This window comes from Akkermansia sp. 54_46, assembly GCF_001917295.1.
Taxonomy (GTDB): Bacteria; Verrucomicrobiota; Verrucomicrobiia; order Verrucomicrobiales; family Akkermansiaceae; genus Akkermansia; species Akkermansia muciniphila.
This window is the reverse complement of the sequence record NZ_MNUD01000010.1, coordinates 1-24,537: the sequence shown is the minus strand read 5'-3', so window position 1 is coordinate 24,537 and position 24,537 is coordinate 1. Positions and strand designations below refer to the sequence as shown.

The 24,537-nt window shown below is 55.5% G+C and carries 20 protein-coding genes and 1 tRNA gene; 13 read left to right on the top strand and 8 right to left on the bottom strand.

The annotated features are described in order from the left end of the window. Positions 1–245: 245 nt before the first annotated feature. Genes BHW66_RS02525 through BHW66_RS02515 form a run of 3 tightly spaced genes read left to right on the top strand, consistent with a single transcriptional unit; the run spans position 246 to position 1,375 of the window. Complete coding sequence (locus BHW66_RS02525) at positions 246–443, top strand: hypothetical protein (RefSeq protein WP_046437637.1); 198 nt, start codon at positions 246–248, stop codon at positions 441–443. Continuing rightward, entirely contained in the window at positions 436–1,023 is a 588-nt protein-coding gene (locus BHW66_RS02520) for a M15 family metallopeptidase (protein WP_046437635.1), read from the top strand. The genes BHW66_RS02525 and BHW66_RS02520 overlap by 8 nt, the downstream gene beginning before the upstream one ends. A gap of 13 nt (positions 1,024–1,036) precedes the next feature. Continuing rightward, positions 1,037–1,375 (top strand): hypothetical protein, encoded by a 339-nt coding sequence (locus BHW66_RS02515; RefSeq protein WP_012420174.1) that lies wholly within the window; start codon positions 1,037–1,039, stop codon positions 1,373–1,375. Between the two features lie 109 nt (positions 1,376–1,484). Here the strand turns inward: BHW66_RS02515 and BHW66_RS02510 are convergent. After that, positions 1,485–1,571, bottom strand: a tRNA-Leu gene (locus BHW66_RS02510). Between the two features lie 200 nt (positions 1,572–1,771). Here BHW66_RS02510 and BHW66_RS02505 point away from each other — a divergent pair. After that, positions 1,772–3,571 (top strand): potassium transporter TrkG, encoded by a 1,800-nt coding sequence (locus BHW66_RS02505; RefSeq protein WP_128153486.1) that lies wholly within the window; start codon positions 1,772–1,774, stop codon positions 3,569–3,571. 137 nt (positions 3,572–3,708) lie between these two features. Next, entirely contained in the window at positions 3,709–5,046 is a 1,338-nt protein-coding gene (locus BHW66_RS02500) for an MATE family efflux transporter (protein ID WP_046437441.1), read from the top strand. Between the two features lie 255 nt (positions 5,047–5,301). Here the strand turns inward: BHW66_RS02500 and BHW66_RS02495 are convergent, their stop codons facing one another. The 4 genes from BHW66_RS02495 to rsmA all read right to left on the bottom strand — a co-directional run bounded on the left by BHW66_RS02495 (position 5,302) and on the right by rsmA (position 8,462). Further along, positions 5,302–6,123: a hypothetical protein gene (locus BHW66_RS02495; protein ID WP_012420170.1), complete on the bottom strand. Its 822-nt coding sequence runs from the start codon at positions 6,121–6,123 to the stop codon at positions 5,302–5,304. A gap of 56 nt (positions 6,124–6,179) precedes the next feature. After that, positions 6,180–6,443: a hypothetical protein gene (locus BHW66_RS02490; RefSeq protein WP_012420169.1), complete on the bottom strand. Its 264-nt coding sequence runs from the start codon at positions 6,441–6,443 to the stop codon at positions 6,180–6,182. Positions 6,444–6,634: 191 nt separating this feature from the next. Beyond that, a complete protein-coding gene (locus tag BHW66_RS02485) occupies positions 6,635–7,096 on the bottom strand; it encodes a hypothetical protein (protein ID WP_022198017.1) in 462 nt (153 codons plus the stop codon). Beyond that, positions 7,083–8,462: a 16S rRNA (adenine(1518)-N(6)/adenine(1519)-N(6))-dimethyltransferase RsmA gene (gene rsmA / locus BHW66_RS02480; protein WP_022198016.1), complete on the bottom strand. Its 1,380-nt coding sequence runs from the start codon at positions 8,460–8,462 to the stop codon at positions 7,083–7,085. Before rsmA ends, BHW66_RS02485 begins: the two co-directional genes overlap by 14 nt. 282 nt (positions 8,463–8,744) lie before the next feature. Between rsmA and galE the strand changes: the two genes are divergently transcribed. From galE to BHW66_RS02450, 6 genes are all read left to right on the top strand, one after another. After that, positions 8,745–9,734, top strand: coding sequence for a UDP-glucose 4-epimerase GalE (galE, locus tag BHW66_RS02475; RefSeq protein WP_012420166.1), 990 nt, complete (start codon positions 8,745–8,747; stop codon positions 9,732–9,734). A 401-nt stretch (positions 9,735–10,135) separates the two neighbouring features. Beyond that, positions 10,136–11,500, top strand: coding sequence for a prenyltransferase/squalene oxidase repeat-containing protein (locus BHW66_RS02470; RefSeq protein ID WP_286688859.1), 1,365 nt, complete (start codon positions 10,136–10,138; stop codon positions 11,498–11,500). 149 nt (positions 11,501–11,649) lie between these two features. Further along, complete coding sequence (locus BHW66_RS02465) at positions 11,650–12,036, top strand: hypothetical protein (RefSeq protein WP_286688858.1); 387 nt, start codon at positions 11,650–11,652, stop codon at positions 12,034–12,036. Positions 12,037–12,044: 8 nt separating this feature from the next. After that, a complete protein-coding gene (locus tag BHW66_RS02460) occupies positions 12,045–13,091 on the top strand; it encodes a prenyltransferase/squalene oxidase repeat-containing protein (protein WP_286688857.1) in 1,047 nt (348 codons plus the stop codon). A gap of 148 nt (positions 13,092–13,239) precedes the next feature. Continuing rightward, positions 13,240–13,767 (top strand): STAS domain-containing protein, encoded by a 528-nt coding sequence (locus tag BHW66_RS02455; protein ID WP_022198012.1) that lies wholly within the window; start codon positions 13,240–13,242, stop codon positions 13,765–13,767. 17 nt (positions 13,768–13,784) lie between these two features. Next, positions 13,785–15,158 carry a DUF2851 family protein gene (locus BHW66_RS02450; RefSeq protein ID WP_046437446.1) on the top strand — a complete coding sequence of 458 codons (1,374 nt, stop codon included), beginning with the start codon at positions 13,785–13,787 and terminating at the stop codon, positions 15,156–15,158. 243 nt (positions 15,159–15,401) lie between these two features. Here the strand turns inward: BHW66_RS02450 and BHW66_RS02445 are convergent, their stop codons facing one another. After that, a complete protein-coding gene (locus BHW66_RS02445) occupies positions 15,402–17,762 on the bottom strand; it encodes a glycoside hydrolase family 95 protein (protein WP_180975887.1) in 2,361 nt (786 codons plus the stop codon). 222 nt (positions 17,763–17,984) lie between these two features. Between BHW66_RS02445 and BHW66_RS02440 the strand changes: the two genes are divergently transcribed. Next, positions 17,985–19,142, top strand: coding sequence for a hypothetical protein (locus BHW66_RS02440; RefSeq protein ID WP_102744132.1), 1,158 nt, complete (start codon positions 17,985–17,987; stop codon positions 19,140–19,142). Positions 19,143–19,204: 62 nt separating this feature from the next. Here the strand turns inward: BHW66_RS02440 and BHW66_RS02435 are convergent, their stop codons facing one another. Continuing rightward, entirely contained in the window at positions 19,205–21,091 is a 1,887-nt protein-coding gene (locus BHW66_RS02435) for an alkaline phosphatase family protein (RefSeq protein ID WP_102758982.1), read from the bottom strand. 103 nt (positions 21,092–21,194) lie between these two features. Next, positions 21,195–22,331 (bottom strand): 2-iminoacetate synthase ThiH, encoded by a 1,137-nt coding sequence (thiH, locus tag BHW66_RS02430; protein ID WP_046437448.1) that lies wholly within the window; start codon positions 22,329–22,331, stop codon positions 21,195–21,197. Positions 22,332–22,531: 200 nt separating this feature from the next. Here thiH and BHW66_RS02425 point away from each other — a divergent pair, with 200 nt between their 5' ends. Continuing rightward, entirely contained in the window at positions 22,532–23,437 is a 906-nt protein-coding gene (locus tag BHW66_RS02425) for a uracil-DNA glycosylase (protein ID WP_022198024.1), read from the top strand. Positions 23,438–24,537: the final 1,100 nt, after the last annotated feature.

The following is a 24,537-nucleotide window of genomic DNA, read 5'->3' as shown; positions in this document are numbered from 1 at the left end:
AATAAAAGACAAGTATCGTTTCCTGTGACGGATTTTGCCGATTAGGGCAAGCAATAAAAGTATCCGCGGAATCTTTGCAAATCGCGGCAGCAACCTCAGAGCAACTTGTGCGGAGAACTGATGCCCCCCTTTCCCCATTGGCGGAGAGGATTCGGAAAAACCTTTTCCCCATCCTTTGGCATTCCCGGAAAGGCGGGTTCCTCCTTCTCCCACAGAGGGACTTTTCAATACCAACCGACCATCACATGTTCAAATACATTCTCAATCGACTGACGGAACGTTCCACATGGCTGGGCCTCCTTGCCCTGGCCACAGCCTGCGGAGCCACTATCGAACAAGCTCTTGCCGACCAGATTATCGCCGCAGGCATGGCGGTGGCAGGCCTCATCGGCATTGTCACCAAAGACCGGAAAAAGGAACAGGAAAACCACGACAATGGCTGACAGCATTTCCGACCTGCAGAAAGATACCTTCTACTGGCAAAGGCTCTTGCGCCTGGCCGGGTACTATCACGGAGCCATTGACGGCATTCCCGGCAACGGCACGCGGAACGGAACGGAACGCTGGAGCACGGACGCCGACCGGTACAAAATGGAGACCGGATGCTTTGACGAACGCACCGAACGGAACATCTCCACCCTTCTTCCGGAAGCGCAAAAAGCCGCCCGGCAGTGGTTCAAACTGGCCCGGAATGAAGCCGTCAACCAGGGATATGAAGCAAAAATTATCTGCGGAACGCGCACGTATGCCGAACAGAATGACCTCTACAGGCAACGCCCTAAAGTAACGAATGCCCGCGGCGGCCAGAGCTGGCACAACTTCGGCCTGGCCTGGGATTTTGGAATTTTCCAGGACCGCAACTACCTGCCCAATCACCCTCTTTACACCACTCTTGGCAAACTTTACGCAAAAATTGACGGCCTGGAGTGGGGAGGAACATGGAAATCCTTTACAGATCCGCCGCATTTGCAGCTCCATCAATTCGGAAGCATTTCCGAAGCGCGCAGAAGTTTCGAAACATGACCTTTCCAGCCCCATGACCCAGACTGCCGTTACTACAAGTGTCGTTTTAGCCAACACCCTTGCGGTTGTTTGCATGGCGACTTCAGAACTCAATCCCCTGCTTGAATACGTTCAAAACGGCGCCTCCGTGGCAGCCGTGATGGGCATCTTCCTCTGGAGGGAAATGAAACGCGCCGAACGCTACGAGAAACTTTACGACCAGGAGCGCAGACAACGCATTACCGCTGAAAGGAAATGTTCCTCCTGCATGTTCATGAAGCTGGCGCATGAACAATTCGCAGGCATCCACTCCCAAAAAGGCAACGCCCCCTCCCCTGAAAACCACAGGCGTTCCTTAACAACGGAGCAATAATCCTTATCCAGCCCCTTCACCAATCTTCCGGCGTTGCGTCAAAGCCAATGCACGAATACATCATAAAACCAGTAAGGCCCTGCAAGCAGTTAACTTGCAGGGCCTTGTTTGGTGCGCCCGAAAGGACTCGAACCTTCACGGGGGAACCCCCACTAGAACCTGAATCTAGCGCGTCTACCAATTCCGCCACGAGCGCACATGGTTTGGTAAGAACGGGGCTTATTATGCACGGCGGCGCCGGATTGGCAACTATTTTCCTTCACATGAAAAAAATTTTTTCCCAAGGCACCTTCCTGCCTTCAGCCGGGGCCGCCTGGAAACGATATAAGGGCTTCTCAAATCTTTCCGTATGCAGTAGTCTCCCCCCAGCATCAGAGGCATCACCATTGCAGGCTTGTGAATGAGACGAATGAAAAACCGCTATTGAACCGTTTTGAGGTCATGGAAATGGGGTTCGGCCTGTGCACACTGGCCGCATTGATGTGGCTGCTGTGGTGGAACGGCTTCGGGGAAATTCATGAAGACCAGCTTTCCCTGCGCTATTTCCGCGAAATTCTCTCCTTCCTGGTGCTGGGCCAGCTCACGGGCGTCATCGGCATTTTGCGGGAAAAATGGCTTGCCAGGGCCATCCGCAACCCCCGGTGGGTAGAACTGGGGCTGGGGCTGGTGATTCTGGTCATGCTGGCAGGCGACTTTTTCCATTCCACCTTTATCTCCAAAATAGAGCTTCAGAACATTTTCCGCGCGCTCTGCCTCTGCTACGGAGCCGCCCCTCTGCTGAACCTCAAGGAATATTTTTTCCGCATCGCCCGCCGGAACAGGGGCTTCCACCTCCCGCGCATTCGTCCCGCCCTTCTTTTCCTGCTTACCCTGATTGCCTTCATTGCGCTGGGAGGAACTCTTCTCATGTCGCCGGGAGCTACCAAGGACGGCATCGTCCTTTCCGCCACGGACGCCTATTTCATCAGCACCAGCGCCGTCTGCGTCACGGGGCTGGTCCCCCTGAATGTTCATGAACACTTCACCAATTACGGACAGACCATTTTGCTGGTGCTTTTCCAAGTGGGAGCTTTCGGCATCATGACGTTCACTTATTTCGTCTCCCTGATGGTTGGCCAGGGGTTGAGCCTGCGTTCCAAGGTAACCATCAGCAACCTGCTGGATGAAGAAGGCATTGCCCAGGTAGACCGGTTCATCAAGAATATTATTGCCGTCACGTTCGGAGTGGAAGCGCTGGGAGCCATAGGCCTCTATTTTTCCTGGAGACATGTTCCGGGGCTGGAGGGAGACACGCTCTGGTGGTACGCCGTCTTCCATTCCGTTTCCGGTTTCTGCAATGCGGGATTCAGCCTGTTTGCGGATAACCTGGCCACACCGGGCGTAGCCTACAATATGGGCGGCCAGATTATCATTATGGTCATGGTGCTTTGCGGCAGCCTGGGATTCGCCATGTATCTGGAAATCGTCCGCCGGGCCAGAGTCGCACTGGGCTGGGATGCCCGGAACACCGTCAGCCGCCACTGGTCCACATACAGCTGGCTGGTCGTACGCATGACCGCCGCTCTGGTGCTTGGCGGCGGGCTGATCCTGTTCCTGATTAAAATAATTGACGGCAGCCTGTTCACGTCTGCCGATCCGTGGTACTGGATTTTGTGGGAGAGCCTGTTCAATGCAACGGCCCGCACAGCAGGATTCAACATTTCGGACATGGCGCTCAACAGCGCTCCATACGCCCTGTTTCTGGGAGCTCTCATGTTCATCGGAGGCAATCCCGGTTCCACCACGGGAGGAGTCCATACCACCGCATTTGCCGTTTCCTGCGGGGAGGTGGCGCGCATTTTACAGGGCAAGAAAGACGTGGTCATGCACAAGCGCCGGATTGCCCGCAATGTGGTGGAACGGGCCGTCATCACCGTCATTCTGGCCGGAGCCTGGGTAGGTATGATGACTACGGTCATGTGTTTTGCAGAACCGCGGTTGAGTCTGGAACGCCTGTTTTTCGAGGTAGTCAGCTCTTTCGCCACGGTAGGCTTTTCATGGAACGTCACTCCGGAACTCAGTGATGCCGGCAAATGGATCATCGTGTTCAACATGATTGTGGGCCGTGTGGGCATGGTGGCTTTCGTGCTGGCCTTCATGAAACAACCAACCAAATCCCCCCTGCGGTATCCGGAAACCAGACTGCCGCTCAGCTGACCCGGGGCATTACCCCCATTTTCATGACATGTGCGGAAGCAAACGCATTTCTTTCTTGCAAGAAAACATTTTAATTCAAGAATATTTGGCCTTTAGCGCCTGCCCTTGGCGGATCATGCCCGCAGGCTGCCCCCGCTATGAATAATCCTTCTTTTACTTCCTATCAAAAGATATGGCTCATGTCATACCCCCTCATGATCAGCCTGATCATTGAGCATATGATCGGCCTGACGGATGCCGTCTTCCTGGGGCGCGTGGGAGACGTGGCGCTGGGAGCATGCGCTCTGGGCGGCGTGTATTACATGGCCATGTTCATGCTGGCATTCGGCTTCGGCTTTGGCGCACAAATCATCATTGCGCGCCGCAACGGGGAACGCCGTTACAACAGGATTGCCCCCACCATGGTTCAGGGCTGTTATTTCATGCTGGTCCTGGCGGTAGCCCTTTTTGCCGCATCCCAATATTTTTCCCCCATCATCCTGCGGGACATCATTGAATCCCCACAGGTGTACGGGGCCACGGCGGATTACCTGCACTGGCGCACCTACGGTATCTTTTTCTCTTTCCTCTGCGTCATGTTCCGAGCCTATTACGTGGGGATTACCCAGACGAAGATTCTGACGGTCAATTCCATTGTCATGCTCCTGAGCAATGTCGCGTTAAATTACTGCCTCATTTTCGGGAAAGGCGGCTTTCCCGCCGCAGGCATAGCAGGGGCGGCCATTGCCTCCAGCGTATCGGAAGCAGTCTCCCTTCTCTTTTTCATCATCTACACAAGCATGACGGCGGATAAACGGAAGTACGGCTTCCGCCGGGCATTCACACTCCGCCCCCATCTGCTGAAGGGAATGCTGTCCATTTCCGGATGGACCATGGTGCAATCTTTTATTTCCGTCTCCATCTGGTTTATTTTTTTCCTGGCGATTGAACATTTGGGGGAACGCCCGCTGGCCGTTACCAACATCGTCCGCAATATTTCCGCCCTGCTGATCATGGTGATCAGCGCTTTTGCCACCACGGCAGGAGCTCTCATCAGCAACCAGATTGGAGCGGGAGAACAGCGCTGCCTGTTCAAAACCTGCGGCATGACTCTCAAACTGACATACGCCATCCTGATCCCCCTGCTCATCATACTGTGCCTGTTTCCGGAGTCCGTCCTCCGTGCCTTCACGGATAGTCCGTCCCTGATTGCCGCCAGCGTCAATTCCGTGTATGTGATGGCTTCTTCCACACTGATCATGGCTCCGTCATTCATCCTGTTCAATGCCGTATCCGGCACAGGCAATACCAGGGCGGGATTCATCATGGAAATGATTTCCCTGGCCGTTTACACGGCCGTCATTTATTACGGCATCATCAGGCTCAAGCCGGATGTGGCTCTCTGCTGGTTTTCCGAACACGTTTACGGCGTTACCCTGATCTTCCTGGCATGGTGGTACCTCAAGAGCGGGAAATGGAGAGGCAAAAAGGTTTAGGAGGAACAAGAACGGGGAACGGCACGAAATAAAGTCCGCTTTCATCCAAGCGGCTCCAACGCTCTCCCATTCTCAAAAAGTGCCCTGGTTGGAGAAAAGGCTGCTTTTTGCCCCCAGGTGGCAAAGGGCGGCGCATGCTGCTTCCCAATGCACCGGATAAAACACGGCCATTCAAACTCCGGAAAATAAGCCCGGAGGATACAAAAACGCCCTGCGGCATCCGCCGCAGGGCAAAAACATCAACACAGACAGGAATTATTCTTCGCCGGAATCCTCTTCGGAATCCCGTTCCTCTTCCGGAGAAGAAGTTTTCTCCTGCTGCTGGAGAGCTGCTTTCTGGGCATGCTTGCGGCGCGCTTCCTCCATCATGAAGAATTCCGCACAGCGGAAAGCGCGGCGGGCCGCCTCACGCGCCGTCTGGTCGTCCATCAGGGCAAGGCCTTCTTCAGACACTTCCGCCAGGAACATTTTCCAGGCTCGGGAAGCCACCTTCTTACAATCCAACTGCTTGAGAGAAGCGGCATCCTGCATGGGCTGGCGGTCTTCGGAACCGCCGCCTTTCTTATTGCGGCGGCGGCGCTTGCGCTTGTTAAAGGGCCCTTCGGAGGCGCCGCCCACCGTTTCCGGCTGGGCAAAGACATCTCCGCCATGCTGTTCATGGCGCTCCTGCTGTTCCGCATTGCGATTGGGGCGGAACGATTCCCGCTTGACCTTGACCGGAGCGGCAGCCTGGGGCTTCTGGGGAGCTTCGGGCATCATCTCCTTTTCCACGGGAGCGGAAGGAGCCGGGGCCTCGGAAGGGGCAACAACCGTTTCAGAGACAGGGGCCTTTTCATCAGCCGCCTTTTTGGCTGTTTTCGCGGTTTTTGTCTTCACCGCGGTTTTCGGGGCGGACTTGACCGTTTTGATTTTGGTTTTGGGTGCTTCTACGGAAGCGGCGTCAGCAGCAGCTTTTTTTTCAGCTGCGGCGGCCTTTTTGGTAGTAGAGGCCGTCTTTTTGGCCGTCGTCTTGCGAGCAGCCGTTTTTTTAGCTGCGGACGCTTCCGGAGCACCTGTTTCTAATGGTTTTTTTGCCATAAAATTTCAAGTGAAAGAAAGGATTATGAATCAATTCCGGAGATTGTCGAGATTTATCACGGAGCCTCATCCGGAAGAGCCGGGAGATCTTTCAACAGCGCCTTGTACTTTCCCGAATCAAAGGAGCGGCCCCCCACCACCATCGCATTAATAGTAATGGCCAGAGCCTGCGCCATCAGTTCCAGAGCTTCCTGTTCTCCCAGTTTTTCCCGCCCCGTCAGGCGTTCCAGACAGTTTTTGACATAAGCGGTGTCCGGCGACTCCAGCTGCTCCCGAACGGCAGGCACCAGCGTTTCAATCATTTCCTCCGGTATTTCCATGATAGTCCTTTTGTTGCTTTTATTTTACTATGGAACCAAATGAACGCGCATTTTTTCCGGGCAGACATTCTCTCCCGAATGGCATGCGGACACGGCATTTTCCATTCCAGCCAAGGCTTTTATTGGAAATAACCGCCACCCGGCAAGTTCCTGCTTCCAGTCCATTTCAAGCGAAATATTTTCCGTTTCCCTCACATGGCTCCCATGCGGCTGCGAATGACGGATTGCAGTTCCGTTTCAAATTCCCTCAGGTCGTCTGCCGTAGGTTCTCCAAGCGTAACGTCCCAGTTGATACGGCCGGTACGGTCAATATCCCATGCGCCCTGGGCGCCGCTCTTGAATAAAACCTTGCCGGCCATCAGGGCGTGGGGAGGCGTTATTTCATCCACAGTTACCTGGGTTTTTCCCAGCAGGGAGGCAGGGGGAGGCATTGTTCCGGGAAGCTCTCCGGGCTGCTCGGCTTCGGGTTCCGGCTCCGGCTGGCTGATGCGGATATCCAGATCCTGAAGAAGGAATCTTGTATCCATGAACGTCAGCTTGATGTTCAAGTCCTCATGCAGCCTTTTCTGGATGGCGTTTAAATCCAGTCCTTCTTCCGCCCAGGTCCGGATGGACTGGATCTGTTCCGGAGATAATTGATCAGGGTTTATCATGATATGTATTTGAGTTAGAATGATTTTTTCTATTCGCGACCAGCCATGCATTCCAGCAGGGAATGAACGCAGGCGAGAAATCCTGCGGACGACGTTCCACCCACGCCTGGATTTGCTCCGGCGTGAACCACTGCACGCTGTCCACCTCCGCCGCCGGAAAACGAACCTTCCCGGAATACCGCCCTTCATAGAGGGAGATGAATTCCCAGCCGTTATTTTCTCCGGCGTCAAAATCCGCGATTTTCTGCAGCCCGCAGCCGGACACCCCCAGTTCTTCCTTCAGCTCCCGCACCGCAGCTTCCTCATAACTTTCCCCGGCATCCAGATGCCCGGCTGCGGAGGAATCCCATTTGCCCGGCTGCCTGTCTTTCCACAGGGACCTTTTCTGGAGAAGCACAGCTCCATGCTTATTGACCAGGAACATATGTACGGCGCGATGACGAAGGCTGCCTTCATGTATTTCCCGGCGCGTGCCCTGCCCCGTCACCTGATTGAGTTCGTCCACGATGTCAAACAATTCATCTCCGCTCTGCGCCACATCCTTGAGAGGATTGGTATCATAAACGCGCGCCAATTCCACCCATTGGGACAAATTCAATTCCTCAGCCCTGGCGGAAGGGGAAAGTCCCAGGGAAGCAGCCACGCCCTCCCACGGAGGAGAAGCGGGGAGCTGTTTTTTCAATTGTTTGCGCCGCTGGGAAAAAGCCTTGCGCATCAGTTCATCCATCAGGCGGTCGTCATATGGAGGCAGCTCGCGGGCAGGGCGGGGAGTAAGCAGCATCACGGTGGAATCAATACGCGGACGGGGATGAAACGCTTCCGGCGGAATGGTTTTAAGGGCACGGGGAATCCAGTTTTTCTGGATGCGCAGGGACAACAGCCCGAAGGCATCATCATCCGGCGTCGCCAGAATGCGATCGATAAACTCCTTCTGGAGCATCACCACGGCACGTTCCACAGCACTGGGCCTGGACAGGAAATTCTGGAGGATGGCTCCCCCCGCGGAATAGGGAAGATTGCCAAGGAATTTGACAGGGGCCTCCGCAAACAGCCCCCGCGGATCCCAGGAAGCGCCGTCTGCATGGTGAACCTCCACATGGGGATCACCGGCCCAGCGCTCTTTCTGGTACTCCGCCAGACGGGAATCAAATTCCACCAGAACCAGTTTGCGGCAAAGGGGTGCGGCATGTTCCGTCAGGGAGCCGGTTCCAGGCCCTACCTCCACCACGCAATCCTGCGGCCGGATTTCGAGCTGCTCCACAATCCAGCGGGCCACATTTTCATCCGTCAGGAAATTCTGCCCCAGGGACTTGCTGGGGCGCACTTCATGGTCTTCCAGAACATTCCTGATCTCGGACGGTTTCATAATGAAGTGATGTTCGCAAAAATGCCTGTCAGGAGCCAGTAAAAAGCGGGGCAGTTTCCGGCATGAAAACGGAGAAGCTCCAACCGCCGCAGGCAAAGAACGGAGAGACGGCGGCAAGATATATCGCAAATTGACAAAAAGGGGAAAACATGTCACTTTTACAGGCGTCTGGAACAGGGATTCAGCCTGCAGTGAACCGGAAGGTTCCGCAGACTCCAAAATGTCCGGACGCCTTTGCCGGAGAAAAAGTTAAACCGGCTCAACAGCAAATTTGATAAAATCATGAAAGTACTTGTAACCGGCGGAGCCGGATATATTGGTTCCCACACGGTACGCCAGCTCGTCAAAACCGGCGCAGACGTGACCGTGCTGGACAACATGGTGTACGGCCACGCGGGAGCCCTCGTGGACCCGGAAGTGAAACTGGTCAAAGGGGATTTGGGAGATGCCTCCGTGGTATATCCTCTCCTGATGAAGGGCAACTTTGACGCCGTGATTCACTTTGCCGCCTTCATCAATGTGGGGGAATCCGTCCAGAACCCCCTCAAGTACTACATGAACAACATCGCCAGGCCCCTCGTCCTTCTGGGCGCCATGCAAGCCGCCGGCGTCAAGCGCTTTGTTTTCTCCTCCACCTGCGCCACGTATGGCGTTCCCACCCAGATTCCTATCCCGGAAACGGAAAAGCAGGATCCTATCAATCCTTACGGGAGTTCCAAGTACATGCTGGAAAAAGTTTGCAGGGACTGCGACCGCGCCTGGGGTCTCAAAAGCGTTTTTCTGCGCTATTTTAATGCCTCAGGTTGCAGCGAGGACGGCTTGATCGGTGAAGACCACGAACCGGAAACCCACCTTATCCCCAACATCCTGCTCACGCTCACCGGGGAAAAGGAATACATCGAAGTCTTCGGAACGGATTACGACACGCCGGACGGCACCTGCATCCGCGACTACATCCACGTCAACGACCTGGCGGACGCCCACTTGAAAGCGGTGGACTACCTGATGAAAGGCGGGGCCACAGAATGCTTCAACCTCGGAACCGGCCTGGGACTTTCCGTCCGGGAAATCCTGGAAACGGCTGAAAAAGTCACCGGCAAAAAAATTCCCGTCCGCTACGGCCCGCGCCGCGAAGGCGACCCGCCCCGCCTGATTGCCAATCCGAAGAAAGCCAAGGAAATCCTCGGCTGGGAAGCCAGGTGCAAGGATGCCGGGGCCATTGTGGAAACCGCATGGAAGTGGATGACTGGCCCGCGCCGCGGCCACTATTAATGCCTCTGCCCGCAAAAGGCCACCCTCTTTTCCGTCCTGCCATGCCCTCCATGGCAGGGCTTGTTTTTTCAAATTTCTTCGTACGCTCCTCTCCCGGAACCGCTCTTTCTTCCTCTGCCGGCCACAGCTAAAAACATTCAAAGGCAAACGGTTCCCGGCGTGCTGCTTCTCCTTCCCGGCTTCAAAAAGCCTTTTCCATTCCTCTCCGGCAAACCAGAAACACAGCCCATGTCCCGGCAGACGCCCCCGTCGGGTATATGATGCAACCAATATAAGCCGTTCATTATAAAATTCCATTTTGTTCATATCTGGTCATTTACCACCCTATAGACCATCAAAATTTTTGAACTCGCCTCAACCGGAAAAACATTCTATTATTTTCAGGAAGCTTCACATACTGTATGAGCCTGCATATTGAAAGTACTGAAAATGCCCTTGCGGAATTGAAGAAGCAGCGGACCAAGACACTGACCGCCGCCATTTCCGTCTCCTTCCTCGGCATCGCCCTCATGGGCCTCCTCCTCTACCTGGTGCACATCATCGTGGCCGTTCCGGAAGATCCCCCCATGGTCGCCTACGCCACCCAGGAAGGCGACAACCCGGACATCGACACACCGGAAGTCGGCACCGGCACGGGCGACGGAGACGGGGGAGGCATTCCCGGCATCATCTCCAAGCGCTGCGATTTGAACGACCGCATGAAGCGCATCACGGAAAACGGAGGCACCCCGCAGTGCGAGGAAGCCGTAGTCAAATCCCTCCGCTGGCTGAAAAAACAGCAGAATAAAGACGGTTCCTGGGGCGGGGCTCCCCATAATTACAAATGCGCCATGACGGGCATGGCTCTCCTCTCCTACCTGGCCCACTGCGAAACGCCTCTTTCCGAAGAATTCGGGGAAACTGTCCTGAAGGGCATCTCTTTCCTGGTGGATCAGGGCATGAAAAATCCCGTTCTCTCCCTGGTTCCCCAGAGGAACGAAGTCAGCTATGACCACGCGGTAGCCACCTATGCCTTATGCGAAGCCTACACCTTCTGCAAGCAGATGGACATCCCCTCCATCTCCAATCTGGAAAAGGTCGTCATAAAAGCCGTTGATAAGATTGTGGACAATCAAAATACCGACGGCGGCTGGGCCTACAATTACAACACGAAGGCGGGCGCTCATACGGACCTTTCCGTCACCGGATGGAACGTGCAGGCCCTCAAGGCCGCCGAACACGGCGGCATCCGCCCCTCCAAAGGCGAAATACGCACGGCCCTGCGCAAAGCCGCGGCCTATTGCCAGAAATGCGGCAAGCCCGACGGCCTCTTCACCTACATGCAGAAAGGCAGGGAAGATGCCGCAGCACGTCCCTCCCTGGTGGGCGTAGGCGTTCTTTCCCTTCAAATGTGCGGCAACGGTTCGGACAGCGCCGCCCGCAAGGGACTGGACTGGATGCTCAAGAACACCAACCAGCCGTTCAACTGGAAGGCGAACAATACTTCCTCCAACCTCTACCAGCACTATTACGGGGTACAGGCCGCCATGAACCGAGGAGGGGATGTATGGAAAGCGTACAACAAGGCCTTCCGTGATTCCACCCTCGGAGCCCAGGCCACCGATGGAAGCTTCACCCCGAACGGATTCCCGGGACCGGGGGGGCTCGTGAACAGCAATGGAGGTTCCATCAACGACAAGATTTACCGCCAGTGCCTCGCTACGCTGATGCTGGAGGTATATTACCGCTTCCTTCCCGGCACGGGGGAAGGCACCAGGAATTCCTAATCTGATTGACAGACAGGCGTGTCTGGCTTTAGTACGCTGCCAGCCTTGTAAACAGGCAGGCCAGCAATACATACCTGTACAGGGCAATTCTCCCCATTTTTCAGAAATGCGGGAGTTTTTGCCTTGATGCCAACCAGACACCTCCCTCTATGAGTCTCCACATTGAAAGTACTGAAGATGCCCTTGCGGAATTGAAGAAGCAGCGGACCAAAACCCTGACCGCCGCCATTTCCGTCTCTTTCCTTGGCGTCGCCCTCATGGGCCTCCTCCTCTACCTGGTGCACATCATCGTGGCCGTTCCGGAAGATCCCCCCATGGTCGCCTACGCCACCCAGGAAGGAGATAACCCGGACATTGACACGCCGGAAGTCACCCAGACCACCCAGCGCCCCAGCAGTTCCTCCACCTCCGCTCAGGTGAAGGTCATCGCCGCCGTCGCCACGGCGGACGTCGCGGTAGTCAATCCGGCGGCACCGGCACGGGCGACGGAGACGGGGGAGGCATTCCCGGCATCATCTCCAAGCGCTGCGATTTGAACGACCGCATGAAGCGCATCACGGAAAACGGGGGCACCCCGCAGTGCGAGGAAGCCGTAGTCAAATCCCTCCGCTGGCTGAAAAAACAGCAGAACGGCAACGGCTCCTGGGGTGAAGGGCAATTCCGCGCTTCCATGACCGGCATTTCCCTGCTGGCCTACCTGGCCCACTGTGAAACCCCTCTTTCCGAGGAATTCGGAGAAAACGTCCTGAAAGGCATTTCCTTCCTGGTGGACTTAGGCATGAAAAACCCCGTCCTTTCGGAACAGCCCGCCCTGAAGGAAATCTGTTATGACCACGCGGTAGCCACCTATGCCCTGTGCGAAGCCTATACCTTCTGCAAACAGATGGACATCCCCTCCATCTCCAATCTGGAAAAGGTCGTCGTAAAAGCCGTGGACAGGATTATTGACGCCCAGTGTCCCAACGGGGGCTGGGGCTACAGCTACAACAACAAGATTAATCCGGACATCGACCTTTCCGTCACCGGGTGGAACGTGCAGGCTCTCAAGGCTGCCGAACACGGCGGCATCAAGCCTACCAAAGGGGAAATCCGCTCTACGCTGCGCAAGGCCTCAAGCTACGTGCGCAAGAACGTCATGCCGGACGGCAAATTTTCCTATAAGGAAAACGGTAATATGCCCCGTTCCTCCCTGGTAGGCGTAGGCGTGCTTTCTCTGCAAATGACGGGCGACGGCTCCGGCGGTGCAGCCCGCAAGGGATTGGACTGGATTAAGAACAACGTCAAGACCCTCCAGTGGGGCCAGGGAAGCGGCACGGAAAATGTCAAGAGTAATCTCTACATGCATTACTACTGCGTGCAGGCTGCCATGAACCGCGGAGGAGACGTATGGACCTCTTACAACAAAGCATTCCGGGACGCCGTGCTCAGCGGCCAGAATGCGGACGGCAGTTTCCGGAAAAATGACGTAGGATACGTTTCCGGCATGAGCAATAAATCTGAAAACATCTACCGCCAGTGCCTGGCAACGCTGATGCTGGAAACCTATTACCGTTTCCTGCCCGGTACGGGGGAAGGCACCAAGAACTCCTGAGGCATCCCTCCGAATAACGAAAAGAGCGCCGCGGGAAAAGGTTCTGCATGCGAGAAAACGAACCTTCTTCCGGCGGCGCGCAAATTAAATCCTGACTTGACCGCAGAGGTTTCTCTTGTTATTCATATGGTTTCCATTTTCTAACGACGTGAATAACAATTCTTCCATCCTTTTCGGCCTTTTTGATGAATTTCTTTGGGTCCGGTGTTCCGGACGCGGAAGTTTTGCCAATAGTCCGACTGTCAAATCCCTGGGGGACGATTACATCGCTTCCGGAGGGCGTCTGATCGTCATTGATCTGGAAACTTGCTCCGGCATTGACTCCACCTTCATGGGCACTCTTGCGGGCCTGTCCCGACGGCTGCTTCCCATCGGGGGATCCGTCCAAATCGCTTCCCCGAGCGAACGCTGCCTGAGCGCCCTGGAAAGCCTGGGGCTGGACGCCCTGCTCAGCATTGAACCGCCCACAGCCCCCTGGAGGGGAAAAGTAGAGCAGATACGTGCCGCCCTGGGTACTGAAAATGCCCCTTCCGTTCACTTGGATGCCAAGGAGCAAACTCTCCACGTTCTCAACTCCCATTTGACCCTGAGCGAAATGAGCGAAGAGAACGAAGAAAAATTCCGCAACGTAACCGACTGCCTGAAAGAAGAATTGGAACGGCAGAAAGATCAATAAAAATACCTCCCCTCCACATGGACCTGCGCTCCATGGCCTCCCTGTATGAGGAAGCCCTTTCCGCAGCAAGGGAAGAAGGGCCGGCCGCCGTCAGGGAACATTCCGTTTCCAATCATTCCGCCCTTCCGGACGAGCGGACTCTTCAGCTTCTTCTGCTGGAAGGAGTATTTGGGACCTCTTTTACGGATGATTCAGGCAGGGACGTTCACATCCTGGATTTCGGGAACTGGAATAAATCTGCCGGGCCGGACTTTCTAAACGCCAAGATATGCATTAATGGCGTCCCGCAATCGGGAGATATCGAACTGGATCCCGCGCCGGAAGACTGGGAACGCCACGGGCACGGTTCCAACCCGGGGTTTAATGGCGTCATCCTGCACCTCGCCTGCACGCCCAGCCGCAGGAAATGGTTCACCCGCAATGCCAGGCATGAACGCGTTCCTCTGGCTATCATTCCCCCCGCTGCGCTGGCGCGGTCAGGAACATCCCCTTCCGGCAGCGCCCCGATACGCCACTGCCGACACTCCGGACTGCTGGCATCCATGGCTCCGGAGTTTCTGGAAACACTCCTTCAATCAGCAGCAGCCTACAGGTTCCGGAACAAGCACCGCCGCCATGCGGAACGCGCCAAATACGCAGGAGAGGAACAAACCCTTTTTGAAAACCTGGCGGAAACGCTGGGCTATCACGCCAACAAAACCGCCATGCGCCACCTGGCCCTGCGGGCCCCCCTGCGCTCCATCCGGAACTGCCCGGAAGCCCTGCTCTTCGGTACGGCGGGATTCCTCCTTCCAGTATTGCCAGCCTCCTGCACACCGGAAGCCGTAGATCTGCACAAAAAACTCTGGGCTCAATGGTGGCCCCTGCGGGAACAATTTGAACTGGCGCCGGACCGCTCCTTCCCCTGGACATTTTCCGGCAGCAGGCCGGCCAACCATCCGCAGAGGCGCGTAGGGGCGCTGTCCGTCATCGCAGCAGACTTTGATACGTTTAAGCGTCTTTGCGTTGCCAGACATACGGAAAAACTGACCGAGTACCTCTCCTCCCTTACACACCCCTACTGGAGCACCCATGTAACGCTTCCTTCCTCACCCTCTCCCCGCCCCATGGCCCTGATGGGCCGGGATAGAATCTTGGACTTTATCATCAACCACCTTCTTCCGATGAAAGATGACGCACATGCATGGAAACATTATCTTTCCCTTCGGGCCGGACAGGCGGGAACAAAAGTTCTCTCCGTCCACCAATCCCTGCTGGGCGGCAGGCCGGATGCACAAGCCTTTCTTGCGAAAGCCTGGCACCACCAGGCTTTGCTTCAAATCCACGATGACCTGTGCTCTCTCCATTCCTGCGCCATTTGCTCCCTTCTCGGGCAAATGGAAAAGAAATGAGAGCGACCCCCTTCTTTCCTCAAGGCGGGAAGCGGAAGACCTTTCCCCCCCCTGCCCAACCTTTCTATCCGGAGAGGCATTCCTTCTTTCAGAACGCGCCGTTCAGCATGCTCATCCTTTGAAACAAACACCGTTCCTCCCGCAAAGGTCCGGGATAAAAAAGGCTTCCAGCCCTTACGAAAGGACCGGAAGCCATGATTATGTTGCGTTCCGGAATTAAAACCGGATCATGGATTTCCTCTTTTACCTGGCTGCGGGCTGCGAAGATTCCGCTTCCGATTTCAGCGGCAGGGTTTTCATGCGGGTCATCTTCCCGTTGACGCGCACGGGCAACACCTTGGGTTGGGCGGAATACAACTTCACATTGCTTACCTTGCCGTCCTTCCAGGAAAAATCCACCGTGACGTTTCCCCGGGCTTTCAGCCCCTTCACGGAGCCTTCAGGCCACGCTTCCACGGGAGAGGGCATGATGTCTAGGCCCCCGGCATGGGATTGCACCAACATTTCACAAATGCCGCCTACAATGCCGAAGTTGCCGTCCATCTGCATAGGGGGATGAGTAGTCAGCATATTCGGCAAAGTGTTGAATTTCAAGAGTCCCTGAACCATTTCATGAGCCTTGTCCCCCTCGCCCAGGCGGGCCCACAGAGCCGTGCGCCACGGCCACGTCCAGGAACGGCGGCTGTCTCCGGTCGTGCCGCGCCATTCTAGGGAAAGGCGGGCGGCTTCCGCCAGCTTGGGCGTCTTGAGCTTGCTGATCTGGTTGCCGGGGAAAACAGCAAAAAGGTGGGACGTATGGCGGTGGTCCGTCTTGGGAATGCGGTCAATCATCCATTCCTGAAGATTTCCTTCCTTGCCTATCTTGTTGCCGGCCAGCCTTTTCAGCTTGCCCTCCAGGCTCTTGGCCCAGGCGGCGTCCTTGCCCAGAATGCGGGCGGCTTTGATGGTATTGGAGAAAAGCTCCGCAATGAGCTGCTGGTCATGCATCACACCGTCTTCACGCGGCCCATGTTCGGGAGACCAGCCATTGGGAGCCACCAGAGTTCCAGCTTTCACATCGGCCATATCCTTCTTCTCCTCTTCGCTCGGATCCTTGCCGTTTGTCTTGAACCCTTCGCCCCCGGCTCCCAGTTCCTTCAAATGGTCTTCCCAGAAATGACAGATTTCCTTCATCAGGGGATACGCCTGTTTTTCCAGATACTTTCTATCACCGGTAAATGCATAATGTTCCCATATATGCAGCGCATACCAGGCCGCACCGGGGATGTTCCACTGCCAGCCGTTGCCACCGAAGATATTCTGGGAGGTGCGCACCGTCCAGCCGCGCACGGGTTTGCCGTCCTTGGTATTGAACCCCTTGTTCGCCTGGGAAGCGTCCCGGCAGCCGGGGGCCATTGCCTCCACATAATTGACCAGGGCCTCATGGCATTCGGAAAGATTGGCGGGTTCCGCCCCCCAATACGCCATCTGGACGTTGATGTTGTTATGGTAGTCGCAGGCCCACGGCGGTTTGACATAATCATTCCACAACCCTTGCAGGTTGGCCGGTAGCGTACCGGGCCGGGAACTGGACAGCAGCAGATAGCGGCCGAACTGGAACATGGTTTCCTCCAGATTGGGATCTGCCGGATTTTTCTTATAGGCTTCCAGACGCTTCGGCGTAGGCAGCTTGGCTACATCCTCCTCCGTTTTTCCGAAGTTGACCTTCACCCGGTCAAACATGGACTTGTACTGGGAAATGTGGGCCTGTTTCAGGGCGGCATAATCCGCAGAAGCGGCTTTGGCCGCATAACGGTCCAGCTTCCTGGAGGGAGATTCACCCTTCCAGTCCTTTTTATAATCCATCAGGTAATCCGTCTCCATGGCGATGACGACCATGCAGGAATCCGCATTTTTCACGGAAATTTTATCTCCCGAGGCAGAAAGCGTACCGCCTTTGGGACGGATCAAAACACGGCCTTCATAATTCATGCCGTTTTTCAACATCCCCTTCCAGGTGATGACGGATCCCTTGGCGGAAATATCTGCTCCAAGCTGGCTGTTAACGGAAAAATCCGCGCTGAATTGGCCGGGGTTGCTGGCTTTATAGTTCAGTACCAGGACGTTGGCAGGCGTGCTGGAGAATGCCTCCCGGTCATACGTTACGCCGTCCGCCTTGTAATTCACTTTATGAATGCCGTCCCGGAGATCCAGGGAGCGCGTAAAATCTTCCACAGACAGGGAAGCCGGCTGGTCGCCTTTTTTAAAGTCCACAAACAAATCCCCAAAGGGAAGATAGTTGCCGAACTGGTTCGTTCCGGCATCAGGCCCGTAACCGTACCCTCCCCCCGGATTGGCTCCTCCGGACCAAAGGCTGATTTCATTCAGGGCCAGCCGCTCGCGGCCGGGAGCGCTGAAAATCATGGCTCCAACGCGGCCATTGCCAATGGGATACCCCTCCGCTTCCCAGACGGAGGCAGGCTTTCTGTACTTGCCAAAACTGCCCTCGGAATTTTTGTCTTCCTGCGGATAAACAACTACGGCCGGTTCATCAGACCAGATCAAATTGGAGGCGGAAGGCTTATCCAGAGCCCCCCACCCGAAAGAAACGGCACTTACCGCCACGGCAGATAAATATAGAGATTGGAAATGCATGCTTTAATAAACAATGTCACATATTTACTGCCTTCGCAACCTCTATCTTTCAGCCATTCCGAACTTATCGGCCGCCACATGACGGATTCTTCCCCCCGTTATTTCCCTCCCGGCCCAGGGATGGTTCCTCCAATGGCGGAGAGAACAGTAAATTTCCTTGTCTTTAAAAATGACGCTCCTAATTTGGCATGTATGTTGAAACGACTTCTCTCCGCATTTTTTTCTCTGTTCTTTCTGGGAGCGGCCTCCGGTACATCCTTTGCGGAAGTCACCGTTCCGGACGTCCTGAAAGACCGGATTGCCCTGAAAAAAACGGCCCGTCAGCTCAATATCGTTTATTTTCTGGGCAGTGATACGGAACCCGTTCCGGATTATGAACGGCGCCTCAGCGAACTGCTCCTTTACCTCCAGCAGTTTTACGGCAAGGAAATGCAGCGGCATGGCTATGGCGCGCGTTCCTTCGGCCTGGACATCAAATCCCCAGGCCGCGTGAACATCATTGAATACAAGGCCAAAAATCCGGCGGCCCATTATCCTTATGAAAACGGAGGCGGCTGGAAAGCGGCCCAGGAACTTGACGAATTTTTCAAAGCCCATCCGGACAGGAAAAAAAGCCAGCACACGCTTATCATCATGCCCACCTGGAATGACGAAAAGAACGGCCCCGACAATCCCGGCGGAGTTCCCTTTTACGGCATGGGGCGCAACTGTTTCGCCCTGGATTATCCGGCCTTCGACATCAAACACCTAGGGCAGAAAACAAGGGAAGGAAGGCTGCTGACCAAATGGTATGGAGGCATGGCCCACGAATTGGGGCACGGCCTTAATCTGCCGCACAACCATCAGACCGCCTCGGACGGTAAAAAATACGGCACGGCCCTGATGGGTTCGGGCAATTACACGTTCGGGACCAGTCCCACGTTCCTGACCCCGGCCAGCTGCGCCCTGCTGGATGCCTGTGAAGTGTTTTCCGTCACCCCGGCCCAGCAATTCTACGAAGGCAAGCCGGAAGTGGAGGTCGGGGACGTAGCCATTTCTTTTAAAGGAGACCAGATTCTGGTTTCCGGCAATTATAAAAGCCCCCAGACCGTCAAAGCTCTGAATGTTTACATCCAGGATCCTCCTTATGCGGTCAACCAGGACTATGACGCCGTTTCCTTCTCCCGGCGCCTTGGAAAAAAGAGTGGGAAATTCTCCATGAAAATTGACAAAAAAGAGCTGGAAGGATTGAACAATAACGAATTCCGCATTTCCCTCATGTTCATTCTCGCCAACGGGCTGCACATGCAGAAGCACTTCACGTTCCATTGGGACGCTCTCCAGGATTACAGGGACGGAAGCAAATCCTGAACGCATTTTCCGTGCGCGGGCGGAGGCCGCCAAAATCACGGCCTCCGCACCTTGCGGGGGCCTTATTCCTTCAAACTGGTGCGCCAGCCGGAAGCGTGCTGATAGTAATAAACCGCTTCCCTTTCCAGCTCTTTCATCCGCCCATCCGGCTCAACGGCCTCTCCGTCCCGGAAAAATTCCACTCCGCGCTGGGGTTTGAGCACTACCATGTCTTTCCCCTTTAAATAGCCGATATATTGGTAATTGCTCACAAAATACCGGGACTGATAGGAAGGCTTCAAGGCATCCTTTCCATAAAAGGCCGCATCATACGGCCAGTTCAACAGCCCCAGCAGGGTGGGCAGCACGTCAATCTGGCTCACGGGAGTGTCCCGCCGTTCCGGCTTCAGCAGAGCCGGAGCGTAGAAAATGGAAAAAATGCGGTGCGTTTCCGGATTGAGGGCCTGCTTTCCCGCGCTCCCGGCGCCGTGGTCTCCTACGAACACGAACAGCGTGTTGTCAAACCAGGGTTTGGTTCTGGCCTCCTCCACAAAGGCGCCTACCGCATAATCCGCGTATTTCACGGCCCCCATGCGCCCCGTGTGGGAAGGAATGTCAATGCGCCCTTCCGGATACGTGTAGGGGCGGTGGTTGGACGTGGTAAACACCACCTGCAAAAACGGCTTGCCGCGTCCGCAGGATTCATCCGCCTCCCGTACGGCGCGGCGGAACAAATCTTCATCGCAAACGCCCCAAATAGTGGAATGGGTCACCTCGGAATCATCCATGGAATGACGGTCCAGAACCTGAAACCCGTTGTTCCCGAAAAAATAATTCATGTTGTCAAAATACCCGTAGCCGCCGTAAATCCATTTGAGATCATATCCCTTGTCCCTGAATATGGAACCTATGGTCTGCAAATGCTCATTTCCTTCCTGGCGAAGGATGGACATGCCGGGAAGCGGCGGCAGGGATGTGCTGATTGCTTCCAGCCCGCGTACGGAACGGGTGCCCGTGGCATAAGTATTCGGGAAAAAAATGCCTTCCTTTCCCAGACGGCTCAGGCACGGAGTGACGTCAGCCCCGTCTTCCCGGCACTCGTTCAAAAATTCCGCTCCCATGCTCTCCATGACCACAACCACGACATTCGGGCGGATAGCCCCCCCGGAAGGACGCACCTGCCTCTTTACGCTGCCGGACGAAGCCTCCGGCACGGACGTGTCATCCGCCGTGAACTCCCGGGCCAGAAACGCCGCCGCTTCCGCATCCGGCAGCGTCCGGTAATAAGCGCGGTAATCCAGTTCATTCTTGAGAAAGGCGCTGAACAGGCTGTAAAGGCCATCCTTGGCCATTTCCGAATTATAACGGTTGTTCACGGCATCCGCATCCTTGATATCCACCAGCCAATATCCCCCCGTGACGCAGGCCAGCAGGAACAGCACCACACAGCCTCGTTTCCATCCGACGGGAACCGCCCCGTTCCTGGGAAGCAGGAACCTCTTCATTCCCCAGACGGCCAGAACGGACGCCGCCAGAATGCCGCCCAGAATAGGGATGATGGGATAGGACTCGTAAATATTCCCGATGACCTCCTTGGTGTAAACCAGGTAGTCTACCGCAATGAAATTAAAGCTTGCCTCAAACTCGTTCCAGAAAAAGGCTTCCGCCACATCTTCAAACAGATTGGCGAGCACAAACAGGAAAAACCACGCGGAGGTGAGCCACCTGTCCGCCTTCCCTCCCGCCTTCCCGCGCGGCAGAATCCACAAATAAACGGCATAGGGTATAAGCCAGTAGCACATGGTGACGGCAAACTCCGTCACAAAAACGTACGCCGTTTTCAGGAGGGGAAGCAACCCGAAATCCATGTTGCGGTATTCGAACAATACCGTAAACAGATTTTCCACCGCCTCAACGCCGAACGCAAACAGGAGGAACGGCCAAAACCTCCCCCAATAATAACGAATCATCGCTACCGGAAATATGACAGCCGGAGCATGCCGTCAATGCTCCATCACAACATCACGGTGATATGAATGTCATTCCGGAGAAATGAGACGGGAGAAGATTCTCCTACACTACATCCAGAGCGGCATCCCAGTCTTTCCAGACAGGTTCCAGCCCGGCATTCCGTATGGCTCCGACCACCTGCTCCGGTGTGCGCTGGTCGGAAATCTCAAACTGCTCCGTCGCCTTGCAATTCCCTTTTCGGTCATCGGGAAGATCCACCCGGTTGCCCCGCACCGTCAAATGGGCGGCAGCCGTTCCCACGCCCGTGTAGCCCCCCGGTTCCGTGCGCGCAATGGCGGACATGTGGGTCATGCCCAAATGCATCAGGGCATTTCTCATCGGCGCGGGCTCACGGGTGCTGATGGACATGCCTATTTTGGGGAAGCAGATGCGCAGGGCGGCCATGAGCTGGACAAAATGGCGGTCATCCAGCATCAAGTCCGGATCAGGTTCATACTCGTAATTCCCGGCGTAGGGACGCATGCGCGGAAACGCCACGGAAAGCGCGGATTTCCAGCAATGCTTCTGCAGGTAATCCAGATGGACGGCAAGAGCCATGGCCTCCCGCCGCCACGGCGAAAGCCCGAACAGGGCTCCTATCTGAATGCGGCGGAAACCGCCCTGGTAGGCGCGTTCCGGGCAGTCCAGCCTCCAGTTGAAATTTTTCTTCATCCCTGCCGTATGCAGGGTTTCATACACTTCCCGGTTATAGGTTTCCTGATACACGGCCAATTGTTCCGCCCCGTGACGGACGATCTCCGCATAGCGGTCGTCCGGCAACGGCCCTATCTCCAGCCCCAGGGACGGAATAAAAGAATGCAGGGCGTCCAGGCATTCCTGCATATACCCGTCGGAAACGAACTTGGGATGCTCCCCGGCCACCAGCAGGATGCTGCGCAGCCCCAGGCCGTGCAGGTAGCGGGCCTCCTGCACCACTTCATCCACCGTAAGCGTGGTGCGGATAATGGGATTATCCCGGGAAAAACCGCAGTACTTGCAATTATTGATGCATTCGTTGGACAGGTAAATGGGGGCGAACAGGCGAATGGTCCGGCCGAAATGCAGCCGCGTCAGACGCCGGCTCTCCTGCGCCATCGCCTCCAGGCGGGCGTCGTCAACCGGTTCCAGCAACGCCATGAAACGGCGCACCAGGGGAGTGGGACAATCCATCAAACCGTTTAATTCTTCAGAAAAAGACATACGTGAACTAAGTAAAATTGTGAGAGCGCCGGCTGCATTTCCATTCCTGAACCGGAAAGCTCCAATTTGCTCCCTCCCTTGCAAAAGATACCATCTTTTACCGTGTCATTTCCCGGAGAGGCGCGTTCCATGAAGGCCGGGGAGCCTGCGAATCGTCGTGACAGACGGCCTCTTATGGACTAATCTGGCTTTATCCTCCCATGAGCGCTACACCGAACAGCCTTTTCCGCCATTATCTTGATTCCCTGATCCAGCAGGGAACAACGCGAACGAGCCTGACGGATGAAGCCAGAAACGTTCTCAGAACATGGTACGTGGCTTCCAGACAGGGAGGCCGTCCCGCCGCATCAGCACCCGCTTCTCCGGAACCGCCGCCCCTGCAGGCGGCCGTTCCTGTCTCCGCACCTGCCGGAAAGCCGGAACCGCCGGAGCTGTTTCCGCAAAACAGGGAACCGGCCTCTGCCATTACCCTCCCGGAAGGGACAATGGAAGACAAGCTGCAATACCTCCGTAATCTGGCGCAAAACTGGAAACCGGCGCGGGAACTCAACTCCCTGCGGGACACCATGGTCTTTGCCACGGGCAATCCCCATACGAAACTCATGCTCATCGGGGAAGCTCCCGGATATTATGAAGAAGTGCAGCAGGAGCCCTTTGTGGGCCGTGCCGGGGAAAAACTCAACCAGATATTAAGGGCTATGGGGCTCTCCAGAGACATGGTTTACATTTCCAACATCGTCAAATTCCGCCCGGCCCTGCCCAACCAGCGAACCAATAACCGCGCCCCCACGCCGGAAGAAATTGAAGCGTGCCTGCCCATCATCATGCATGAAATCCGGGTCATCCGGCCGAAAATGATTATAGCCCTGGGCGGTACCGCCGCCGTAGGCCTGTTGGGGGAACAGGGTTCCGTCAGCTCCATGAGAGGCAGGTTCCACGACCTTAACGGCATTCCCGTACGCGTCACTTACCATCCCAGCTACCTGCTCAGATCAGACAGTCCGCGGGAAAAACGCAAGGTATGGGAAGACATGCTGGCCGTTATGGAACGCCTGGACATGCCCATCTCAGAAAAACAGCGCGGCTACTTCCTGCCCAGGGAATAAGCCGGGGACTTCTTCATGCCTCATTTTCAGCTGAAGCAGGGAAAAATCCCTGAACCATTTGGCGTGACAGGAAACATCAGTATGTCTCCGTGCATCTGCATTCTATTCTCCAAAGCGGTTGTACCACCCCATCCCGCTTTTTCCCGGAGCAACCTCTAACGCATCGGCTAATTGGGAGGATAGAACAGGCCGTCCCCCTGCCCCGTATCCCGCCAGGAGCCGCCGAAGCACAGCATGAACGGAGACATTCAGAATTCCTCCCTTTTTACTGGTCCGGGACCTTACGAAATTCCCCTCTCCATCAAATCCTCATCACCGCCCGGCCCTTGTAACGCTGCCTGTGGGATGCAAACATAACCTCCTGAAAATGAGTGCCATGTTCCGGCGTCAGTTCCCGGACCGGAAATTTTTTCAATTCCGGACACCTCCGCATCAAAACTCCGGTGAAATACCTGATACCGCGCCGTGTCGTGAGGCGAAGATCCCGTTTCGCCTTCAACGGTTCCTCAGCGCCTCCGATCAAAAGCGAAATCCATCGGGTTTCAGATACCTGAGGAAGAATATCTGGATATCCTCCAACGGTTCAGAATCCGATGCTGGGAAATTTGCCGCCGTTACCGGAAAAGCGGAGGCGCCGGCATAAAAACATACCTGGGCAATGCAACCGTTTTTGAGCCGGAACGCTATTTGCGCGAGAGGAACCGGAAGAAGAGGCTGCTGCTGCGGGAAGCCCGTCCGCTTGAATATGAAAATGGCCGGGAAATTGACGCTGACGAACATTCGGACTTCCAGGAAAGGGAGCTGGTTGAGGCATTGATTGACGCTGAAGGGAATTTGTCACGGGCAGCCAGAAGCATTCATCTGGAGGAAAGCAGGGCGCGCCGCCTCAGGAAACGGCTCCGGGAAGAAAAATTCACTTTTTTAAGAAATGGGCGGCGAATTTCCGGAAACGCGGCAAGCAATCATTGTGAAGGGTCTAAATCGACCTACTCGTCGTCCATAGACGTCGCAATCAAACACTAATCATCACACCATGTATACCAACGAACAACCAAACGACGACCCCTCGTTGAACAGGGGTTCCGCCAACAAGATGAACA

Coding starts and splice junctions, on each gene's coding strand:
- BHW66_RS02470 (WP_286688859.1), top strand. CDS start 10,136: ATGAGCCTGCATATTGAAAGTACTGAAAATGCCCTTGCGGAATTGAAG.
- BHW66_RS02460 (WP_286688857.1), top strand. CDS start 12,045: ATGAAGCGCATCACGGAAAACGGGGGCACCCCGCAGTGCGAGGAAGCC.
- BHW66_RS02465 (WP_286688858.1), top strand. CDS start 11,650: ATGAGTCTCCACATTGAAAGTACTGAAGATGCCCTTGCGGAATTGAAG.
- BHW66_RS02500 (WP_046437441.1), top strand. CDS start 3,709: ATGAATAATCCTTCTTTTACTTCCTATCAAAAGATATGGCTCATGTCA.
- rsmA (WP_022198016.1), bottom strand. CDS start 8,462: ATGAAACCGTCCGAGATCAGGAATGTTCTGGAAGACCATGAAGTGCGC.
- BHW66_RS02525 (WP_046437637.1), top strand. CDS start 246: ATGTTCAAATACATTCTCAATCGACTGACGGAACGTTCCACATGGCTG.
- BHW66_RS02515 (WP_012420174.1), top strand. CDS start 1,037: ATGACCCAGACTGCCGTTACTACAAGTGTCGTTTTAGCCAACACCCTT.
- galE (WP_012420166.1), top strand. CDS start 8,745: ATGAAAGTACTTGTAACCGGCGGAGCCGGATATATTGGTTCCCACACG.
- BHW66_RS02425 (WP_022198024.1), top strand. CDS start 22,532: ATGAGCGCTACACCGAACAGCCTTTTCCGCCATTATCTTGATTCCCTG.
- thiH (WP_046437448.1), bottom strand. CDS start 22,331: ATGTCTTTTTCTGAAGAATTAAACGGTTTGATGGATTGTCCCACTCCC.
- BHW66_RS02495 (WP_012420170.1), bottom strand. CDS start 6,123: ATGGCAAAAAAACCATTAGAAACAGGTGCTCCGGAAGCGTCCGCAGCT.
- BHW66_RS02435 (WP_102758982.1), bottom strand. CDS start 21,091: ATGATTCGTTATTATTGGGGGAGGTTTTGGCCGTTCCTCCTGTTTGCG.
- BHW66_RS02485 (WP_022198017.1), bottom strand. CDS start 7,096: ATGATAAACCCTGATCAATTATCTCCGGAACAGATCCAGTCCATCCGG.
- BHW66_RS02490 (WP_012420169.1), bottom strand. CDS start 6,443: ATGGAAATACCGGAGGAAATGATTGAAACGCTGGTGCCTGCCGTTCGG.
- BHW66_RS02450 (WP_046437446.1), top strand. CDS start 13,785: ATGGACCTGCGCTCCATGGCCTCCCTGTATGAGGAAGCCCTTTCCGCA.
- BHW66_RS02520 (WP_046437635.1), top strand. CDS start 436: ATGGCTGACAGCATTTCCGACCTGCAGAAAGATACCTTCTACTGGCAA.
- BHW66_RS02440 (WP_102744132.1), top strand. CDS start 17,985: ATGTTGAAACGACTTCTCTCCGCATTTTTTTCTCTGTTCTTTCTGGGA.